The sequence below is a fragment of the Variovorax beijingensis genome, assembly GCF_007828835.1.
Classification (GTDB): Bacteria; Pseudomonadota; Gammaproteobacteria; order Burkholderiales; family Burkholderiaceae_C; genus Variovorax; species Variovorax beijingensis_A.
Genome location: NZ_VIVL01000005.1, coordinates 89,804 through 108,685, shown reverse-complemented (window position 1 = coordinate 108,685; position 18,882 = coordinate 89,804). Strand labels below are relative to the sequence as shown.

17 protein-coding genes are annotated in these 18,882 nt (G+C 68.5%); 10 read left to right on the top strand and 7 right to left on the bottom strand.

The genetic code is table 11. From position 1 onward, the window contains the following. The first annotated feature begins 1 nt into the window (after position 1). Positions 2 to 1,459, top strand: coding sequence for an MFS transporter (locus FB547_RS16635; RefSeq protein WP_145744550.1), 1,458 nt, complete (start codon positions 2 to 4; stop codon positions 1,457 to 1,459). 566 nt (positions 1,460 to 2,025) lie between these two features. Here the strand turns inward: FB547_RS16635 and FB547_RS16625 are convergent. The 6 genes from FB547_RS16625 to FB547_RS16600 form a co-directional block, all read right to left on the bottom strand. After that, on the bottom strand, positions 2,026 to 2,343 hold the full coding sequence (locus FB547_RS16625) for a type II toxin-antitoxin system RelE/ParE family toxin (RefSeq protein WP_145744069.1): 318 nt from the start codon (positions 2,341 to 2,343) through the stop codon (positions 2,026 to 2,028). Then, the gene (locus FB547_RS16620) at positions 2,340 to 2,600 is read right to left on the bottom strand and encodes a type II toxin-antitoxin system ParD family antitoxin (RefSeq protein WP_145744067.1); all 261 of its coding nucleotides are present in this window, start codon (positions 2,598 to 2,600) and stop codon (positions 2,340 to 2,342) included. The genes FB547_RS16625 and FB547_RS16620 overlap by 4 nt, the downstream gene beginning before the upstream one ends. A gap of 146 nt (positions 2,601 to 2,746) precedes the next feature. Beyond that, on the bottom strand, positions 2,747 to 3,241 hold the full coding sequence (locus FB547_RS16615; protein WP_015865681.1) for an Lrp/AsnC family transcriptional regulator: 495 nt from the start codon (positions 3,239 to 3,241) through the stop codon (positions 2,747 to 2,749). Positions 3,242 to 3,317: 76 nt separating this feature from the next. Beyond that, a complete protein-coding gene (locus tag FB547_RS16610; RefSeq protein WP_145744066.1) occupies positions 3,318 to 4,721 on the bottom strand; it encodes an aspartate aminotransferase family protein in 1,404 nt (467 codons plus the stop codon). Positions 4,722 to 4,884: 163 nt separating this feature from the next. Then, positions 4,885 to 5,817 (bottom strand): 2-hydroxyacid dehydrogenase, encoded by a 933-nt coding sequence (locus FB547_RS16605; RefSeq protein WP_145744064.1) that lies wholly within the window; start codon positions 5,815 to 5,817, stop codon positions 4,885 to 4,887. Positions 5,818 to 5,826: 9 nt separating this feature from the next. Beyond that, positions 5,827 to 6,705 (bottom strand): GNAT family N-acetyltransferase, encoded by an 879-nt coding sequence (locus FB547_RS16600; protein WP_145744062.1) that lies wholly within the window; start codon positions 6,703 to 6,705, stop codon positions 5,827 to 5,829. Positions 6,706 to 7,206: 501 nt separating this feature from the next. On the opposite strand from FB547_RS16600, the gene FB547_RS16595 reads away from it, so the two are divergent. The 9 genes from FB547_RS16595 to FB547_RS16555 all read left to right on the top strand — a co-directional run bounded on the left by FB547_RS16595 (position 7,207) and on the right by FB547_RS16555 (position 18,117). Further along, positions 7,207 to 7,872, top strand: a complete 666-nt coding sequence (locus FB547_RS16595; RefSeq protein WP_145744060.1) for a haloacid dehalogenase type II — start codon at positions 7,207 to 7,209, stop codon at positions 7,870 to 7,872. A 32-nt stretch (positions 7,873 to 7,904) separates the two neighbouring features. Beyond that, positions 7,905 to 9,197, top strand: coding sequence for an NAD(P)/FAD-dependent oxidoreductase (locus FB547_RS16590; RefSeq protein ID WP_145744058.1), 1,293 nt, complete (start codon positions 7,905 to 7,907; stop codon positions 9,195 to 9,197). A gap of 74 nt (positions 9,198 to 9,271) precedes the next feature. Next, positions 9,272 to 10,894, top strand: a complete 1,623-nt coding sequence (locus FB547_RS16585; RefSeq protein ID WP_145744056.1) for an ABC transporter substrate-binding protein — start codon at positions 9,272 to 9,274, stop codon at positions 10,892 to 10,894. A 22-nt stretch (positions 10,895 to 10,916) separates the two neighbouring features. After that, entirely contained in the window at positions 10,917 to 11,873 is a 957-nt protein-coding gene (locus tag FB547_RS16580; protein WP_145744054.1) for an ABC transporter permease, read from the top strand. A 10-nt stretch (positions 11,874 to 11,883) separates the two neighbouring features. Further along, entirely contained in the window at positions 11,884 to 12,789 is a 906-nt protein-coding gene (locus FB547_RS16575) for an ABC transporter permease (RefSeq protein ID WP_145744052.1), read from the top strand. After that, positions 12,789 to 14,414 (top strand): ABC transporter ATP-binding protein, encoded by a 1,626-nt coding sequence (locus tag FB547_RS16570; RefSeq protein ID WP_145744050.1) that lies wholly within the window; start codon positions 12,789 to 12,791, stop codon positions 14,412 to 14,414. Before FB547_RS16575 ends, FB547_RS16570 begins: the two co-directional genes overlap by 1 nt. An 11-nt stretch (positions 14,415 to 14,425) precedes the next feature. Further along, positions 14,426 to 15,514, top strand: coding sequence for a tartrate dehydrogenase (locus FB547_RS16565; RefSeq protein ID WP_145744048.1), 1,089 nt, complete (start codon positions 14,426 to 14,428; stop codon positions 15,512 to 15,514). Between the two features lie 30 nt (positions 15,515 to 15,544). Next, positions 15,545 to 17,023: an NAD-dependent succinate-semialdehyde dehydrogenase gene (locus FB547_RS16560; protein WP_145744046.1), complete on the top strand. Its 1,479-nt coding sequence runs from the start codon at positions 15,545 to 15,547 to the stop codon at positions 17,021 to 17,023. A gap of 89 nt (positions 17,024 to 17,112) precedes the next feature. Beyond that, positions 17,113 to 18,117 carry a MerR family transcriptional regulator gene (locus FB547_RS16555; RefSeq protein WP_145744044.1) on the top strand — a complete coding sequence of 335 codons (1,005 nt, stop codon included), beginning with the start codon at positions 17,113 to 17,115 and terminating at the stop codon, positions 18,115 to 18,117. 21 nt (positions 18,118 to 18,138) lie between these two features. Here FB547_RS16555 and pyrF read toward each other — a convergent pair whose 3' ends face one another. After that, positions 18,139 to 18,834: an orotidine-5'-phosphate decarboxylase gene (gene pyrF, locus FB547_RS16550; RefSeq protein WP_145744042.1), complete on the bottom strand. Its 696-nt coding sequence runs from the start codon at positions 18,832 to 18,834 to the stop codon at positions 18,139 to 18,141. Between the last annotated feature and the right edge of the window lie 48 nt (positions 18,835 to 18,882).

Genomic DNA, 18,882 nt, shown 5'->3' with positions numbered 1-18,882 from the left:
GATGGCCGACGACGACGCCGACCGGGCGGGCTGGGCGGTGCTCGTGGCCGCCAGTTCGGGCGCGCTGCTGTGCTTCCTGAATCTCAGTGCGCTCAATGTCGCGCTGCCTGCCGTGGCGCGGAGCCTGCATGCCTCGCCGGCGCAGGCGAGCTGGATCCTGCTGTCCTACATGCTGGTCAGCACCGTCTGCATTCTCAGCTTCGGACGGCTGGCCGATCTCTGGGGACGGCGCCGGCTCTTCCTCGCAGGACTGGGGCTTTTCGTGGCGGCGTGTGCGGCATGCGCCTTCGCACCCACCGCCGAACTGATGTTGGCGAGCCGCATCTGCCAGGCCGTCGGTGCGGCCGGCGTCATGGCCAACGCCAGCGCGCTGGTGGGCGATGCCTTCGGCCGCCGCAGGATGGGGCTGGCACTCGGCGTGCTCGCCATGGTTGCGGCCCTGGCCCAGGTCGTGGGCCCGCTGGCGGGCGGTTTCGTCGTCTCGTGGTGGGGATGGCGCGTCCTCTTCATGCTCAACGTGCCGATCGGGCTCGGCGTGCTGGCGTGGTCCTGGAAGATCCTGCCAAGAAGTGCGCTCGTCCAGGCCGAGCGCTTCGATCTGGCCGGCGCGGCACTGTCCTTCGTCGGCATTGGATGCGTGACCTATGCACTCTCGATGGCCGGTACCCGCGGATGGACCAGCCCGCCGGTGTGGGCCTTCATGCTCGCGGGGCTGTGCGCCATCGCCCTCTTCTCCGGCGTTCAAATGCGCGTGGCCAGTCCGCTGGTCGACCCCTCGCTGTTCGGCGACCCGGGACGCCGCACCGCCTACGCGGCCATCCTGCTCCTGTCGATGACGCAGGCGGCTCCACTGCTGCTGGTGGCTCTGTATCTGCAGGCTTGCGCGGGCCTGCAGCCATCGCAGGCGGGCCAGCGCATCGCACCGGTGGCATTCGGCATGCTGATGGCTGCGCCGGTGGCGGGCATCCTGCTTCGCCGCTTCGCGGCCGAATCCATCTGCGTGGGCGGCATGCTGCTCGCAGCCTGCGCCTTGGCACTGCTGGCGGCGCTGCTGCAACCGATGATCGGCGCCGTGCAGCTGTCGCTGTGCCTCTGGATGCTCGGCCTGGGCATCGGGAGCTTCGTGACGCCGAACAACGCATCGATCCTCCAGAGCGTGGTCCCCCAGCGCCGGGGCATCGCCAACGGCGTCCGGTCGACGCTGCAGAACACGGGCATCATGGTGGGAACGGCGCTGACGCTGAGCGTGGCGCTGGCACAGCTTCCTTCCGGCTCGCAGCGCATGATTCTGGGAGGCGGTGGCGCGGGACTTTCGAATCCGGATGTGGCGGCCTTTACGCAAGGCGCCTGTTCTGCGCTGATCTTGCTTGCGGTCCTTTGCCTTGCCGGCGCGGCCTTGATCGCCGCGACCATCTACAGGAACGCCAGCGCAGGGCCGCCAGTCAGCGCGGGCGCCTAGCGCGAATTGCAAAAAGCCTTGGTGTCGTTCTGGGCGACTTCACGATCGTATTTGTCGGTCGGCCTGCCGTTGCCCTGCCGGACAGCCCCGTTCAAAACATTCCGCGCGAGCACGCATTGCGATGCATCGGTGCGGTGATCTCGTCCGTCGAAGAGTGGCTTTGGCCTTGCCACGGGCGGCCCGTAAGGCCCCACTGCCAGCGGCCGCGGCGGCTGAGCGAACCTGCAGCGCGCCCGGCAATGGTCTGATGAGGGCGCGGAGCCTGGCGGCGCCGCAGGCGGCGAGATTTTTTGCCTCCACCGCCTTGGCTTCGCCCGCGTCGGCTTTGCGCTCCGTAGTGTGTCTGGCCTTTGGCATCCACCCATTTGTGATCTCTGCATGGCCGGCAGTAGGGAGAAGCAGCGTCGCGAGGACGGCGCCGAGCGCCAGCCAGAGTTTGAACGTTGCGTGACTTCAGGTCGGTTTGATGCCGCCAACTTTGCGGGTGTGAGACAGGCAGATAAATCACTAACCATCGAACCGAATCTCGTTGGCTTCGGTTGAAGCGCTGGATCCCGATGGTTTTCCTACGTCTGCATCCATGCAGGTATGTCGCGCTGGCCGTGGAGGAGGCGCCAGACGTCGATGCAGTCGGGCTGTTCGAAGTAGAAGACCAGGTACGGAAAACGAGTCAACGGCCAAAAGCGAAGCCCCGGCAGACTGAGCTCATATGCGTAGCTCGCAGAACCCGTTCCGGGATTCCGGCTGATGTGGTCGTAGGCCTTTTCGAGTGCATCGATGAAATTCATTGCGGCAGCTGCCGCATCTTCTCTCAGGTAGTAGGCAATGGCTTCATCAATGTCTCGGTTCGCCTGTTCCCGCGGAACGACTGCTTTCGCCTTCACCTTCCGCCAGCCCTAGCGCCCTTTTTTCCCGCGTTGCGAACCCTCTCGCGCAAGCCATCGAAGTAGGCCTTGTCTGCCCTGCTGGTGGGCGCCGAGAGGCCTCCTTGGAGCAACAGACTGCGCAGCTGAAGCCGCTGCTGGTCCTTGCGGATGAGCTCGCGCACATATTCACTGCTCGTGCCATACCCACGTTCGACCACTTGCTCATCCACGAACGACTTCATGGCTTCGGGCAGGGATACGTTCATGGTGCTCATATGCGAAGCTTAAGCCTTTTGGCAAATTTTGGCAAATCAACCGCCAGGGTTCGCCGTTCCCGGTCCAGAGCGAGCCGCACGAAGCGGGCCGGCGGGCGAGAGGATCTGGACGAGGGTTGTCGGGCGTGGGCAGTCGAAAACGCCAGTCATCGCGGGTGGGGAAACAGCCGTTCGATCGGGCAGTGCGTCTTGATGAACGGCGACTTGATGACGATGTAGCTGAAGTACTTCGAGATGCCGATGTTGCGTTCGAGCAGTTCCTCGATCACTTCCTGGTAGTGGTTGACGCCGCGCGTCAGGAAACGCAGCAGGTAGTCGTAGCCGCCGCTCACCAGGTGGCACTCGAGCACCTCGTCCACCTCTCGGATCGCGGCCTCGAAGCGCACGAAGTCCTCGCGGTGGTGGTCCTGCAGCGTGACTTCGGTGAACACGGTGAGCGTGTCGCCGAGCTTCTCGAGCCGCAGGTGCGCGCCGTAGCCGGCGATGTAGCCGGCCTGCTCGAGCCGCTTCACGCGGATCAGGCAGGGGCTGGGCGACAGGCCGACCGCATCCGCGAGGTCGACGTTGGTCATGCGCCCGTTCTGCTGCAGCTGGGCCAGGATGCGCAGGTCGAGTCGGTCGATCTTGAAAGCTTCAGACATGGCAGTCCTGAAAAAACGAAAGAGGATCCGATTCTGCTTTGCCGGCGAGGTCCCGGGGCAGTGCTTTCCCGCCCGCTCAGGCCCCCAGGGCCGCGCGCACGTCGGTGGCATCCAGCACCTCGTCGAGCGTCTTCTTCAGGCGCGCGAACATCTGGGCGAACTCATCCTCGGTGAAGGTCAGCGCCGGCGCAAAGCCGAGGATGTGGTCGCCGAAGGATCGGAACACCAGGCCGTTGCGGTAGCCCGCGGCAAAGATGCGGTCCGCGAGGCCCAGCGCCGGATCGAAGCCGCGCTTGCCCTGTTTGTCGCTCACCAGTTCCAATGCGCCCAGCAGGCCTCGGTGGCGCGCATCGCCCACCAGTGGATGCGCGCGCAGCGCATCGAGCCCGGCCGCGAAGTGCGCCGCGCCGCGCTGGCCATTGGCGAGCACGCCGCCCTCTTCGTACAGCCGCAGCACCTCGAGCGCGACCGCGGCGCTCACCGGGTGGGCCGAATAGGTGGCGCCGTGGCCGACCGGCACGCCCGCGGGCGCGCCGTCGGCGATGCCGGCGTAGACCTTCTCCGACATCATCGTCGCGCCCATCGGCACGTAGCCCGAGGTCAGGCCCTTGGCCATGGTCATCAGGTCGGGCTCCACGCCTTCGGCCTCGCAGGCGAACATCGGGCCGGTGCGGCCGAAGCCGGTGATGACCTCGTCGACGACGAAGAGGATGTCGAGTTCGCGCGCGGCATCGCGCATGGCCTTGAGCCAGCCCTTGGGCGGCACGATGACGCCGCCCGAGCCCTGGATCGGCTCGCAGAAGAAGGCGGCCACGTTGTCCGCGCCGAGCTCGGCCACCTTGGCGCGCAGCGAGGCCACCGATGCGGCGATCAGGGCCTGCGGGTCGCCGCCGTCCGCATGGCGGTACGGGTTGGGCGACGGGATGTAGTGCTGCGTGGGCAGCGGCAGATCGAAGCCGCGATGGAAGGCGGGCAAGGCCGTGAGGCCCGCGCCGGTCGACGAGGAGCCGTGGTAGCCGCGCCCCAGTGCGATGAACTGTTTCTTCGACGGCTTGCCGATGGCGTTGTAGTACTGCACGATGAAGCGCACGGCGGCATCGACCGCCTCCGAGCCGCCGAGCGTCATGTACACGCGCGTCAGCGATGCGGGCGTGATCTGCACCAGCTTTTCCGCAAGGCGGATGGCCGGCTCGCTGCTGAAATGGAAGTAGCCGGTCGCGTAGGGCAGGCGCCGCATCTGCTCGGCCGCAGCCTGCACCACGCTCTCCTGGCCGTAGCCCACGTTCACGCACCACAGGCCCGCGAAGGCGTCGAGCAGTTCATGCCCGTTCGCATCGGTGAGCCACACGCCGCGGGCCGAGGCCAGCACGGTGGGGCCGCGCTGCTCGTGCGTGCGCCAGGGCGAGACGGGGTGGATCAGGTGGGCACGGTCGATGGCGTCGAGCGTGGCGTGGTGCGGCAATGCGGTGGGATGCGTCATGGCGGTGTCGATGGAAGCGAGAGCGAAGAAAGCTTTCGATGCCTTGAGCTTAGGCCGCGTGCCGCACGGCGTGGTGCTGCTTTGGGGGTGCTGCGCGAAGCAGGCTGCGGTTATGCGGCCCGCTACGGCACATCATGCGGCAGGCCCTTTCTCTTCTTCATCTTCAGTAGCCCCGCGCGCGGTCCACCACTCCAGCCATCGGCTCGCCGGCTTCGAAGCGGCGCAGGTTGTGGAGCACGGCTTCGGCGGCGCTCAGCGGCTGCGTCATGCTCGCGATGTGCGGCGTGAGCTGAATGCGCGGATGGCGCCAGAAGGCATGCGCAGGCGGCAGCGGCTCGGGGTCGGTCACGTCGAGCACCGCATCGCCGACCCGCCCGCTGGCCAGCGCCGCCAGAAAGTCGGCCTCGACCAGGTGCGGCCCGCGGCCCACGTGCACCAGCCCCGCGCCCATGGGCAGCATCGAGAACAGTCTTGCATCGAGAAAGCCGCGCGTCGAATCGGTGAGCGGCAGCAGGCACACAAGGATGTCGGTGCGCGCAAGAAAGGCAGGCAGTTCGTCGCTGCCCGCATGGCATTGCACGCCATCGACCTCATGCCGCGAGCGGCTCCATCCCGCGCAGTCGAAGCCCAATGAGACCAGCTGCGCGAGCACAGCCTGGCCGAGCGAGCCGAGCCCCAGCACACCCACGCGCCGCTCGCTTGCGGGGCGCACCGGCAGCGGCTGCCACTGGCCTTGCTGCTGCTGGCGCCGGTACTGCGGCATGTCGCGGTGCAGGCCGAGCACGGCATGCGTCACGTATTCAACCATGCCCTGCACGATGCCGGGCTCGACCATGCGCACCACCGGCAACCCGGGCGGCAGCGCCGCGAAGTCGAACTGGTCGACACCCGCGCCCGAAGAGAACAGCACCTCGAGATTCGGAAAGCGCTCGGCAAGATCCTCCGGCGGCACCCAGGCTGCGAGAAAGCGCACCTGCGCCGGATCGCCAACGTCGGGCCAGATGCGGAAGTCGATGTCGGGGCGGTGGCGGCCGAACACTTCGGCCCACTGGCGGCCGCGTACGGGGTCTGACTTGTAGAGGAAGGTGGTCTTCATGGTCCGGGCCTAGCCCACAGCCTGAGTCACGAGAGCAAACAGCGACGGCCCCTGCGCCGCCACAGCAAGTGGCGCACCGCGCACCATCGTCGTCGGCGCATCCACGCGCAGCAGGCCGATGCTCTCGAGCCATTCGGCCAGGCCGCTGTCGAAATCGATGTCGATGCGCGTGAAGTGCCCGGCGTTGAGCCCGGCAAGGTGCGCGATCAATGCCTTCGCACCCTCGGCATCGGGCGCCACCACCGGGCCGATCGAATGGCCGCGCCCGAAGCGCCGCAGCATTGCGAAGCCCTTCGGCTCGTTGTCGTGGTCGAGCACCACGCAGGCATCGGCACCTTGCAGCAGCTCGGCGACCAGCGCATCGCGCGGCATGCCTCGCGCGGCCGCGTCGAGCGCCTGCAGCGCGGGCAGCTCGTTGAGACCCGCCGGCCGCAGGCGCCAGCCCGGCTGCAGCGCGACCAGCGGCGCCGGCTGCGCAATGCCCTGGTGCTGGCGCACCTCGCCGGCGCGCACAAAACCGAGCCGCTCATAAAGCCCCCGCCCTTCCGCGGTGGCGTGCAGGAGCACCGTGCGGTCTTCAAGCCCCTCGAGCAGCGCGCTCATCAGGCGATGGCCGATGCGGCGGCCCTGGCAGGCGGGCGTGACGATCACCAGGCCGATGGTGGCGTGGCGCTGGCCCCAGCGCCAGCGCAGGCCGGTCGCAATGATCTGGCCGTCGCGCTCCACCGCAATGCCGTCGGCATGGGGGAACACCTGCTCCCAGTCTGCGGGACGGTGCGGCCAGCGCTGTTCGGCCGAGAGCGCATGCGCTTGTGGAAGGTCGGCGGCCGTCATCGGCCTGAGCACCACGCCATCCATGGCGGGTGCGTTCGAAGTGGGTTCAGGCATAGGGAAAACTCTCTGTTGCGGCGGAATGGCGCATCCATCTTGGACGACATTGCGGCGCCGCACCAGAGCGAAACGGGCCTCTTTCACAACTTGCAAGCTTCGGTTGCAGCACCCCCCTGTTTCGCAATTCGCTGCGGCGGCGCGCCCGCATACGCACACAAATGCTGTGCCACCCTGCCTAGGATCGACCGCCACTTTCCTCGCCCCCCGCCATGCAAGCCTTCCATCCGAGAAACACCCATCAGCAACGACCTGGAACACCAGATGGTCGAGGCCAGGCTGAGCTTCAAAAGCGTGCTCGTCGACTTTGCCGCGACGCACGCAGGTGCATGGACGCACACACGCTGGGCACACCGCACGGCATGCCGTCGCCGCCCCCGCAAACCGCAGCTTCGTTTCGCCAGGCGCCGTTTTTCCCTACATACCTCGAGCGATGGCGTGCTGCAATCGCTTCGTAATGAGTTTGTCGCATTTGCCACCCTTCACAGAGGATTCGAGACCATGACCTTCCGTCCCAAGTACGTGACCTTCGACTGCTACGGCACCCTCACGCGGTTCCGCATGAAGGAGCTGACCACCGACCTCTTCGCCGACCGCATCCGGCCAGAGCAGATGGATCAGTTCGTCGCCGACTTCACCGCCTACCGCTTCGACGAAGTACTGGGCGCCTGGCAGCCCTACGAAGTGGTGCTGAAGAACGCGGTGCGGCGCCTGTGCAGGAAATGGAAGATCCAGTACTTCGACAGCGACGGCCAGAAGTACTACGACGCCGTGCCCACCTGGGGCCCGCACGACGACGTGGCCGCGGGCCTCGCCAAGGTGGCCAAGGAAATCCCGCTGGTCATCCTGTCGAACGCCTCGGACGACCAGATCCAGAAGAACGTGGCGATGCTCGGCGCACCGTTTCACCGCGTCTATACCGCACAGCAGGCGCAGGCCTACAAGCCGCGGCTGCAGGCCTTCGAATACATGCTCGATTCCCTCGGCTGCAACCCGGAAGACGTGCTGCACGTGTCGTCGAGCCTGCGCTACGACCTGATGTCGGCCGACGACATCGGCATCGTCAACAAGGTGTTCGTCAATCGCGGCCATGGTCCGGGCAATCCGGCCTACCGCTACACCGAGATCCAGGACATCGGCGGCCTGCCCGGCGTCGTCGGTCTCTGATCTTTTCTTTCATCCAGCACAGGCCCCACGCCATGAAGCTCGACTCCTACTGGACCGATTCGGCACCTGCGTTCGTGCCGCAGACGCACGAGCTGCCGGCGCAGGTCGATGTCGCGATCGTCGGCGGCGGCTTCACGGGCCTGTCGGCGGCGCGGGCGCTGGCGAAGCGCGGCGCGCGTGTCGCGGTGCTGGAAGCCGGCAACCGTGTGGCGGCCGAGGCCTCGGGGCGCAACGGCGGGCACGTGAACAACGGGCTGGCGGTCGACTATGCCGACGTGGCGGCCAAGGTCGGCATCGACAAGGCCCGCGCCTGGTACCGCGCTTACGACGACGCGGTCGACACGGTGGCGCGGCTGGTGCGCGACGAAGCCATCGACTGCGACTTCATGCGCCACGGCAAGCTCAAGCTCGCCACGCGTGCCAACCAGATGGCCGCGCTCGAACGCAGCGCCGAGCGCCTGGTCGGCGACGGCGTGGACACCGATGTGGAGATCCTCGGCGCGGCACAGGTGCGCAGCGAGGTGCAGAGCGAGCGCTTCCACGGCGGCCTGCTCTACAAGCGCAGCGGCCAGATGCACATGGGCCGCTTCGCCCAGGGCCTGGCGGAGGCCGCACAGCGCCATGGCGCGCAGATCCACACCGGCACCATGGTGAGCCGCATCGAGCGCCTGGGCCAGGGCCATGCGCACCGGCTGCACACCGCCGGCGGCATCGTCAGCGCGCAGCAGGTGCTGCTGGCCACCGGTGCCACGCGCCATGGCGGCTACGGCAGCTTCGGCTGGCTGCGCCGGCGCATCGTTCCGATCGGCAGCTTCATCGTCGTCACCGAGCCGCTCGGCGCGGAGCGCGCGCAGGCGCTGCTCGCGGCCCGGCGCACCTACACGACGGTGGCCAACATCCACCACTACTTCCGGCTCACGCCCGACCACCGGCTGGTGTTCGGCGGCCGTGCACGCTTCTCGGTTTCCAGCCCGCAGGCCGATGCCGCGAGCGGCGAGATCCTGCGTGCCGGGCTGGCCGAAACCTTTCCGCAGCTCGGCGCCGTGCGGCTCGATTATTGCTGGGGCGGACTGGTCGACATGACGCAAGACCGCCTGCCCCATGCCGGCGAGCGCGACGGCCTCTACTACGCGATGGGCTACAGCGGCCACGGCACGCAGATGTCGGTCCACATGGGCGAGCGCATGGCCGCCGTGATGGACGGCGACGCCGCCGCCAACCCCTGGCGGGACCGCGGCTGGCCCGCCATTCCCGGCCACTTCGGTCCGCCCTGGTTCCTGCCCGCAATGGGCCTCTACTACTCGCTCAAGGACAAGCTGGCCTGAGCGCCCCGCGAGTGCACCGTTTTCGTTCCGTGTTTGTTCCACAACCTTCAGTCACCGGCCCACAGGAGTACCCCATGAGCAACAGCAGCAACACGAGGTTCGAAGACCTCGTCGGTCCCGGCGAAAGCCTTCGCGTGATGGATTCGATCAAGCGCGGCGCATCGCGGCGCGACATCCTCACGATGCTGATGGCCGGCGGCATGCAGGCCACCCTGGCGGGCAGCCTCGCGGGCGTGGCGATGAGCGCCCATGCGCAGACCCCGCGCAAGGGCGGCCGGCTGCGCGTGGCAGGCGCCACGGCCGCCGCCACCGACACGCTCGATCCGGCCAAGCAGTCGAACCAGACCGACTACTCGCGCTGCAACATGATCTACAACGGCCTGACCTCGCTGGACGGCAGCCTCACGCCGCAGCCCGCGCTGGCTGAATCCTTCACCACCAAGGACGCCAAGACCTGGGTCTTCACCTTGCGCAAGGGCGTGAGCTTCCACGACGGGAAGGCGCTCGCGCCGGCCGACGTGGTGTTTTCGGTGATGCGCCACAAGGACCCGGCCACCGCCTCCAAGGCCAAGATCCTTGCCGACCAGATCGAAAGCGCCAAGGCCACCGGTCCGAACGAAGTGACCTTCGTGCTCGGCGCGCCGAACGCCGACCTGCCCGTGATCCTGGGCACCTTCCACTTCCACATCGTCAAGGAAGGCACCACCGACTTCAACGCCGGCATCGGCACCGGCCCCTACAAGCTCAAGGAATTCAAGCCCGGCGTGCGCTCGCTGATGGTGCGCAACGACGCCTACTGGAAGCCCGGCAAGCCCTACCTCGACGAAATCGAGTTCGTGGGCATCGGCGACGAGAGCGCGCGCGTCAACGCGCTGCTGTCGGGCGGCATGGACCTGGTCGGCTCGGTCAACCCGCGTTCGGTGGAACGCGTGAAGGGAACCCCCGGCTTCGGCATCTTCGTGACCCAGTCGGGCCAGTACTCCGACCTCATCATGCGCAAGGACGTGGGCCCCGGCGCCAACCCGGACTTCGTGCTCGGCATGAAGCACCTGTTCGACCGCGAACAGATGAAGAAGACCATTGCGCTGGACTACGCGGTGCTCGGCAACGACCAGCCGATCGACCCGACCAACCGCTTCTACTTCGCCGGCCTGCCGCAGCGCCCCTTCGACCTGGACAAGGCGAAGTTCCACCTGCAGAAGTCCGGCATCACGGGCAAGGTGCCGATGGTGGCATCGCCCGCGGCGCTCTATTCGGTGGAGATGTCCCTGCTGCTGCAGCAGACGGCCCAGCGGGCGGGGCTGGAGCTCGACATCAAGCGCATGCCGGCCGACGGCTACTGGTCGAACCACTGGCTCAACAGCCATGTGGGCTTCGGCAACGTCAACCCGCGCCCGAGCGCCGACGTGCTGCTGACGCAGTTCTTCCAGTCGGGTGCGGCATGGAACGAATCGCGCTGGAAGAGCGAGAAGTTCGACCAGCTGCTCGTGGCCTCGCGCGCCGAGACCGACCTGGCCAAGCGCAAGCAGATGTATGCCGACATGCAGACCATGATCCACCAGGACGCCGGCATCGGCATTCCGCTGTTCCTCGCGAGCATCGACGGCCACAGCTCCAAGCTCAAGGGCCTGTCGCCCATCCCGCTAGGCGGCCTCATGGGCTACAACTTCGCCGAGAACGTCTGGCTCGAAGCCTGATCCGTGCATCGGAAGATCCTTCATGAACCATGTCATCCTGAAGCTTCTGGCCCAGCGCATCGCGCTGGCGCTCGTGTCGCTGCTGGCGGTCTCGGTGGTCGTGTTCTCGATCACCGCGGTGCTGCCCGGCGATGCCGCGCAGGAGCAGCTCGGCCAGGACGCCACCCCCGAGGCGGTGGCCGCGCTGCGCGCCCAGATGGGCCTGGACGTGCCGGCGCCCGCGCGTTACGCGAAGTGGCTGCTCGGCATGGTGAAGGGCGACCTCGGCCGCTCCACGACCACGCAGATGCCGGTGTCCGAGCTGGTCGCCAGCCGCCTGCCCAACTCGCTGCTGCTGGCCGCGGTCACGGCGCTGTTCTCGGTGCCGATTGCGCTGGCGCTGGGCATTGCCTCGGCGGTGTGGCGCGGCTCGTGGTTCGACCGCGCGGCATCGACGGCGGCCGTGGGCGTGGTGTCGGTGCCGGAGTTCCTGGTCGCGACGCTGGCGGTGCTGGTGTTCGCGGTGCAGCTGCGCTGGCTGCCGGCGCTGTCCTTCGTCAACGACATCGAGTCGCTGGGGCAGCTGCTGCGCGCCTTCGCCATGCCGGTGCTGGTGCTGTGCTGCGTGATCGTGGCGCAGATGATGCGCATGACGCGCGCCGCGGTGATCGACCAGCTCGAGGCGCCCTACATCGAGATGGTGCGGCTCAAGGGCGCCTCGCCGATGCGCATGGTGCTCGCGCATGCGCTGCCCAATGCGGTGGGGCCGATCGCCAACGCGGTGGCGCTGAGCCTGTCGTACCTGCTGGGCGGCGTGATCATCGTCGAGACCATCTTCAACTATCCCGGCATCGCCAAGCTGATGGTCGACGCTGTCTCGCAGCGCGACATGCCGCTGGTTCAGACCTGCGCCATGATCTTCTGCTGCGCCTACCTGATCCTGGTGACGACGGCCGACATCTGCGGCATTCTTGCCAACCCGCGGCTGCGGCACCGCTGAAGGAAGCTTCATGGAAACCTCCACCTCTCCAACGGTCGTGAGCGCTGCGGCCTTGCTGCCGCAGGTGCCGCAGAAGCGCCGCGGCGGCCCGCTGCACTGGCTCGCCGGCTTCGGCGTCTCGGGCCTGTTCGGCCTTGCGGTGCTGCTGTTCTGGGTGCTCGCGGCGCTGCTCGGGCCCTGGCTGCTTTCGCACAGCGCGGCGGCCGCGGGCACTTCGAATGTCTTCGCGCCGATCAGTGCCGCGCACTGGCTCGGCACCGACTACCTCGGCCGCGACATGCTCGCGCTCGTCATCGAGGGCGCGCGCTACACCGTCGGCGTTGCATTGCTGGCCACGCTGCTGGCCAGCGGCACCGGCACCGTGCTGGCGCTGCTGGCCGCGGCCAGCGGCCGCTGGATCGACGCGGTGCTCAGCCGCGGCCTGGACACACTGACCGCGATCCCGAGCAAGATGTTCGCGCTCATCATGGTGGCGGGCTTCGGCTCCTCGGTGCCGATGCTGGTGGTCACGGCGGGCATCATCTACGTGCCGGGCGCCTACCGCATCGCGCGCTCGCTGGCCGTCAACATCAACGCGCTCGATTACGTGACCGTGGCTCGCACGCGCGGCGAAGGCACGCTCTACATCATGCTGCGCGAGATCCTGCCCAACATCGCGGGCCCGATGCTGGCCGACCTGGGTCTGCGCTTCGTCTATGCCGTGCTGCTGCTGGCGAGCCTGAGCTTCCTGGGCCTGGGCATCCAGCCGCCGGCGGCCGACTGGGGCTCCCTGGTGCGCGAGAACATCGGCGCGCTCGCCATGGGCGGCGCCTCGGTGATCGTGCCGGCACTGGCCATCGCGAGCCTGACCATCGCGGTCAATCTCGTCATCGACAACCTGCCCGGCCGTTCGGCAAGAGAACGAGGAGCACGCTGATGGGCGCACCACTCACTGTCCAGGGCCTGAGCATCTGCGCCGGCGAGAACACGCTGGTCGACAACCTGAGCTTCTCGGTGCAGCCCGGCGAAGTGCTGGCGCTGATCGGCGAATCCGGCTCCGGCAAGACCACCACCGCGCTCGCGCTGATGGCCTATGCACGCCACGGCTGCCGCATCTCGGCGGGCCGGGTGCAGATCGGCGACACCGACGTGCTGGCGCTCGATGCGGCGCGGCAGCGCTCGCTGCGCGGCCGCACGGTCTCCTACATCGCGCAGAGCGCGGCCGCGTCGTTCAACCCCTCGCGCACGATCATGGACCAGGTGGTCGAGCCCACCGTCATCCACGGCCTGTGCAAGCGGTCCGAGGCCGAGGCCAAGGCGGTGCAGCTGTTCCGCGAGCTGGCGCTGCCCGATCCTGAAACCATCGGCGCGCGCTATCCGCACCAGGTCTCCGGCGGCCAGCTGCAGCGGCTGATGGCCGCCATGGCGCTGATCGGCGACCCCGAGCTCGTGATCCTCGACGAGCCCACCACCGCGCTCGACGTGACCACGCAGATCGAGGTGCTGCGCGCCTTCCGCCGCGTGGTGCGCGAGCGCCGCGCCACCGCGGTGTACGTGAGCCACGACCTGGCCGTGGTGGCCCAGATGGCGGACCATATCCTGGTGCTGCGCAACGGCAGGATGAGCGAGATCAACGCCACCGGGCAGATCCTCTCGGCGCCCGCCGACGACTACACGAAGTGCCTGCTCGCGGCCGCGCGGCCCGCGGTGCGCGCGTCGGGCCAGGCCTCGGGCGATTCCGAACTGCTGCTCGATGTGCAGGAGCTGTCGTGCGGCTATGGCGCGGTGGACGCGAAGGGCCAGCCGGCCAAGATCATCCTCGAGGACATCAACCTCAAGCTCTACCGCGGCCAGGCCATTGGCGTGATCGGCGAATCGGGCTCGGGCAAGACCACGCTGGCGCGCGCCGTTGCCGGCCTGCTCAAGCCCTGCCACGGCAGCGTCATGTTCGATGGTCATGCGCTCAAGCCCACGCTGCAGCAGCGCAGCCCCGAGGAGCTGCGCCGCATACAGATCGTGTTCCAGATGGCCGACACGGCCTTGAACCCCTCGCAGACCATCCGGCGCATCCTGGCGCGGCCGTTGCAGTTCTACAAGGGCTTGCGCGGCGAGCCGCTCAAGCGGCGCATCCATGAACTGCTCGACCTGGTGAAGCTGCCGCACACCGTGGCCGACCGACTGCCCGGCGGGCTCTCGGGCGGGCAGAAGCAGCGCGTGAACCTGGCGCGCGCGCTGGCGGCCGAGCCCGACCTGATCCTCTGCGACGAGGTGACCTCGGCGCTGGACACCGTGGTGGCCGCGGCGGTGCTCGACCTCATGGCCGAGCTGCGGCGCGAGCTCGGCGTGTCCTATCTCTTCATCAGCCACGACCTGCACACGGTGCGCTCGGTGTGCGACGAGATCGTGGTGATGCAGCACGGCCGCAAGCTCTCGCAGGTGGCGCGCGCCGACTACGAGCGCGGGCCGCACCACCCCTACTACCAGCTGCTCGCCCGCTCCGTGCCCGAGCTGCGCCAGGGCTGGCTCGACGACATGGACCGCAAGGCTGCGGCAGCCGCATGAAGAAAACCGAAATGACCCCCACGTTCCGCATCGCGCTGATCGCCGGCGACGGCATCGGCAAGGAAGTGATGCCCGAGGGCCTGCGCGTGGTGCTGGCCGCCGCGGAGCGCTTCGGCTTCGAGCTCGACTGCCGCACCATCGCCTGGGCCAGCTGCGACTACCACGCCGAGCACGGCCAGATGATGCCGGACGACTGGAAGGAGCAGCTCCAGGGCGTCGACGCAATCTATTTCGGCGCCGTCGGCTGGCCTGCCACCGTGCCCGACCACGTCTCGCTCTGGGGATCGCTGCTGAAGTTCCGCCGCGAGTTCGACCAGTACATCAACCTGCGCCCGGTGCGCCTGTTCGAAGGCGTGCCCTGCCCGCTGGCCGGCCGCAAGCCCGGCGACATCGACTACCTGGTGGTGCGCGAAAACACCGAGGGCGAATACACCTCGCTCGGCGGCGTGATGTACGAGGGCACCGAGCGCGAGATCGTGATCCAGGAGTCGGTGTTCTCGCGCCACGGCACCGACCGCGTGCTCAGGTACGCCTGCGAACTCGCCCAGTCGCGCAAGCGCAAGCACCTCACGGTGGCCACCAAGAGCAACGGCATCGCGATCAGCATGCCCTGGTGGGACAGCCGCGCCGACGCCATCGGCCGCGACCACCCCGAGGTGACCGTCGACAAGCAGCACATCGACATCCTGTCGGCGCGCTTCGTGCTGCAGCCCCAGCGCTTCGACGTGGTGGTGGCGAGCAACCTGTTCGGCGACATCCTCTCCGACCTGGGCCCGGCCACCACCGGCACCATCGGCCTCGCGCCCTCTGCCAACCTCAACCCCGAGCGCAAGTTTCCCTCGCTGTTCGAGCCGGTGCACGGCTCGGCGCCCGACATCTACGGCCAGAACATCGCCAACCCGATCGCGATGATCTGGTCGGGCGCGCTGATGCTGGACTTCCTCACGCAGGGACAAGGCGCGGGCCGGGCCGCGCACGATGCCATCCTCGGCGCGATCGAAGCGGTGCTGCGCGACGGGCCGCGCACGCGCGACCTGGGCGGCACGGCCTCGACCACCGACATTGGAGTGGCCATTGCCGAACGCGTGGCGGCCGCCTGACCTCCCCATTCATCCAGGACCTTTTCGACCATGACACTGACACTTGAACGCCAGGACCTGATGCCCGGCCAACAGCTCATCGGCGCCGACTGGCGCGAAGCCAGCGACGGCCGCCGCCTCGAGGTGACCGATCCCGCCACCGACGGCGTCTTCGCGAGCGTGCCCGACGGCACCGCCGCCGACGCGCGCGCCGCAGTGAACGCCGCGCATGCCGCCTTCCCCGCCTGGCGCGCCGTGCCGGCGAAGCAGCGCGCGCAGATCCTCAAGCGCTGGAACGACCTGATGCTCGCGCACCAGGAGGACCTGGGCCGCCTCATTTCGCGCGAACAGGGCAAACCGCTGGCCGAAGGCCGCGGCGAAGTGGCCTACGCGGCCAGCTATGTCGAATGGTTCGGCGAAGAGGCCACGCGCGCCAACGGCGACGTGATTCCGGCCCCCGTGACCGGCCGCCGCATGCTCGCGCTGAAGGAGCCCGTGGGCGTGGTTGCCGCGATCACGCCGTGGAACTTTCCGGCCGCGATGATCGCGCGCAAGATCGCGCCCGCGCTGGCCGCGGGCTGCACCGTGGTGTGCAAGCCGGCCGAGGACACGCCGCTGACCTCGCTCGCGCTCGTCAGGCTCGCGCAGGAAGCCGGCGTGCCCGCGGGCGTGCTCAACATCGTCACGGCCTCGCGCGAGCGCACGCCCGAGGTGGTCGACGTGTGGCTGGCCGATGCGCGGGTGCGCAAGATCAGCTTCACCGGCTCCACGCCTGTCGGCAAGCACCTGGCGCGCGCCTCGGCCGACACGCTCAAGAAACTCTCGCTCGAGCTCGGCGGCAATGCACCGTTCATCGTGTTCGAGGATGCCGACATCGATGCCGCGGTGGAAGGCCTGATGGCCGCCAAGTTCCGCAACGGCGGGCAGACTTGCGTGTGCCCGAACCGCGTGTTCGTGCAGGCCCGGGTGCACGACGCCTTCGTCGACAAGCTGGCCGCGCGCGTCGGCGCGCTGAAGGTCGGCCCGGCCACCGAGCCCGACTCGCAGATCGGCCCGATGATCAACGCGCGCGCGGTCGACAAGATCGAGCGCCACGTGCGCGACGCCGTGGCCCGGGGCGCGCGCATCGTGGTCGGCGGCGAACGGCTGCGCTCGGCGCGCTGCGACGGCCCCAACTACTACGCGCCGACCGTGCTCGTGAACGCCGATGCGGGCATGGATTGCAGCTGCGAAGAGACTTTCGGACCCGTGGTGCCGGTCACGCGCTTCGACACCGAGGCCGAGGTGATCGCCGCCGCCAACGACACGCCCTTCGGCCTGGCCGCCTACTTCTACTCGACCGACGTGCGGCGCATCTGGCGCGTGGCCGAGGCGCTCGAATCCGGCATCGTCGGCATCAACGAAGGTGCACTGGCCGCCGAGGCCGCGCCCTTCGGCGGCGTGAAGGAATCGGGCTACGGGCGCGAAGGCTCGGTGCACGGGCTCGACGACTACATGCACACCAAGTACCTGTGCCAGGGCGGGCTTTGAGGCGGCGACCGCGCCTTTTCGGCATTCGGGCTTGACCCGGCCCCAGGGGCATCCTCTAAAAGGGGAAGATCCACCGAAAGGAACACTTCATGCGATCTTCCGCCCCGCACCTGAATCCCTCCGAAGCAGCGAGACGGCTCGGCGTCTCGGCCAAGGCCCTGCGGCTGTACGAGCAGCGCGGCCTGGTCGAGCCCGGCCGGACCGCGGCGGGATGGCGGACCTACGGCCCGGCCGAGATGACGCGTGCAGGCGAGATTGTCGCGCTGCGCGCGCTCGGCTTCAGCCTGGCCCAGGTGGCACGGGTGCTCGCGGGCAATCCTGAAGGCCTGGAGCAGGCGTTGGCCGCGCACCAGACGGCGCTGGAAGCGCAGCTTCGCCAGCTCGCGCACACCGTCGAGAAGGTCCGCGGCCTGCGAAGCGGCATTGCGCAAGGCCGGACACCGACCATCGGCGAACTCACGGGCCTGCTGGCACCCGCCTGCGAAGTCCGCCTTGCCTTCGACCTGCCATGGCCCTGGGGCGGGGAGCGCTTCGAGCTTCGCGAGATCCGGCCGCTCAACTACATCGTCGGCCCGCTCGGCAGCGGCAAGACCCGGCTGGCGCAGCGCATTGCCGAGGCACTGCCCAACGCGGCCTGGCTCGGGCTGGACCGGCGGGCGGAGGGCGGTGCCGCCGTGCCCGAGCCTCGGGTCGAGCGCACGCTGGCCTGGCTCGTGGAGGACGGTGCGACGCCATCGGACGCGCTGATTGCACTTCTGGCCGGGCTGGAAGCGGAAGGGCCCCATGCCGTGGTCGTGGACCTGATCGAACACGAGCTGGACCAGGCCACCCAGGAGGCGCTGATCGCCCGGCTGCGCCGCCGCGGCCCCCACGCGCGGCCGATCTTCATGCTCACGCGCTCCTGCGCGATCCTCGACCTGGCGGCCGTCGGGCCGGACGAGGCGATCATCCTGTGCCCCGCGAACCACAGCCCGCCGAGCCTGGTCGCACCCTGCCCCGGCGCGCCGGGCTACGAGGCCGTCACCACCTGCCTGGCGACGCCGCAGGTGCGGGCGCGAACGGCGGGACTTGCGGCGTGGCGGCAGGCGGCCTGATCACGTCGAGCCGCGCTCCATTCAGCGCACCGCCGACAGCTCCGCGCGCATGGCGGCGAGGGCATCCACAGGATTCGAAGCGCGTGATATCGGACGGCCGATGACCACGTGCGTCGCGCCGGCGCCGACGGCCTGCGCCACCGTGGTGAAGCGCGCATGGTCGCTCTTCGAGTCGCCGGCCAGCTGTATGCCGGGCGTGACGATCAGCATGCCCGGCGGCAGGGTCTCGCGAAGCAGCCGTGCCTCCAGCGGCGAGGCGACGACGCCGTGGCATCCCGAGTCCGCGGCAAGCCGTGCAAGGCGCAGCACCTGCTCGGTCACCGTCGAGCCGACGCCCACTTCGTGCAGGGCTTCGTCGTCCATGCTGGTGATGACGGTGAGCGCGAGTACCTTCAGGTGGGGAAAGCGGCGCGCGGCCTCGACCGCAGACCGAAGCACCGCCGAGCCGCCCGAGGCATGGACCGTCACCATCGAGGCGCCGATCTGCCCCGCCGCGGTGACGGCCGCGGCGACCGAACTCGGAATCTCCAGCAGCTTGAGGTCCAGAAAAACATGCTTGCCGCCCTCCACGAGCTCGCGCACGATCGAAGGCCCGGCCGCTGTCAGCAACTGCAGGCCGACCTTGTAGAACGTCGCTTCGGCGCCCAGTTGCCGCACGAGGCCCGTGGCCGATGCAGCGGCGGCGAAGTCGAGCGACACGATGATGCGGCTGTCCAAGCGCTTACCTCGTCTGGAAGATCGGTCCAGCATAAGCGATCGTGCCGC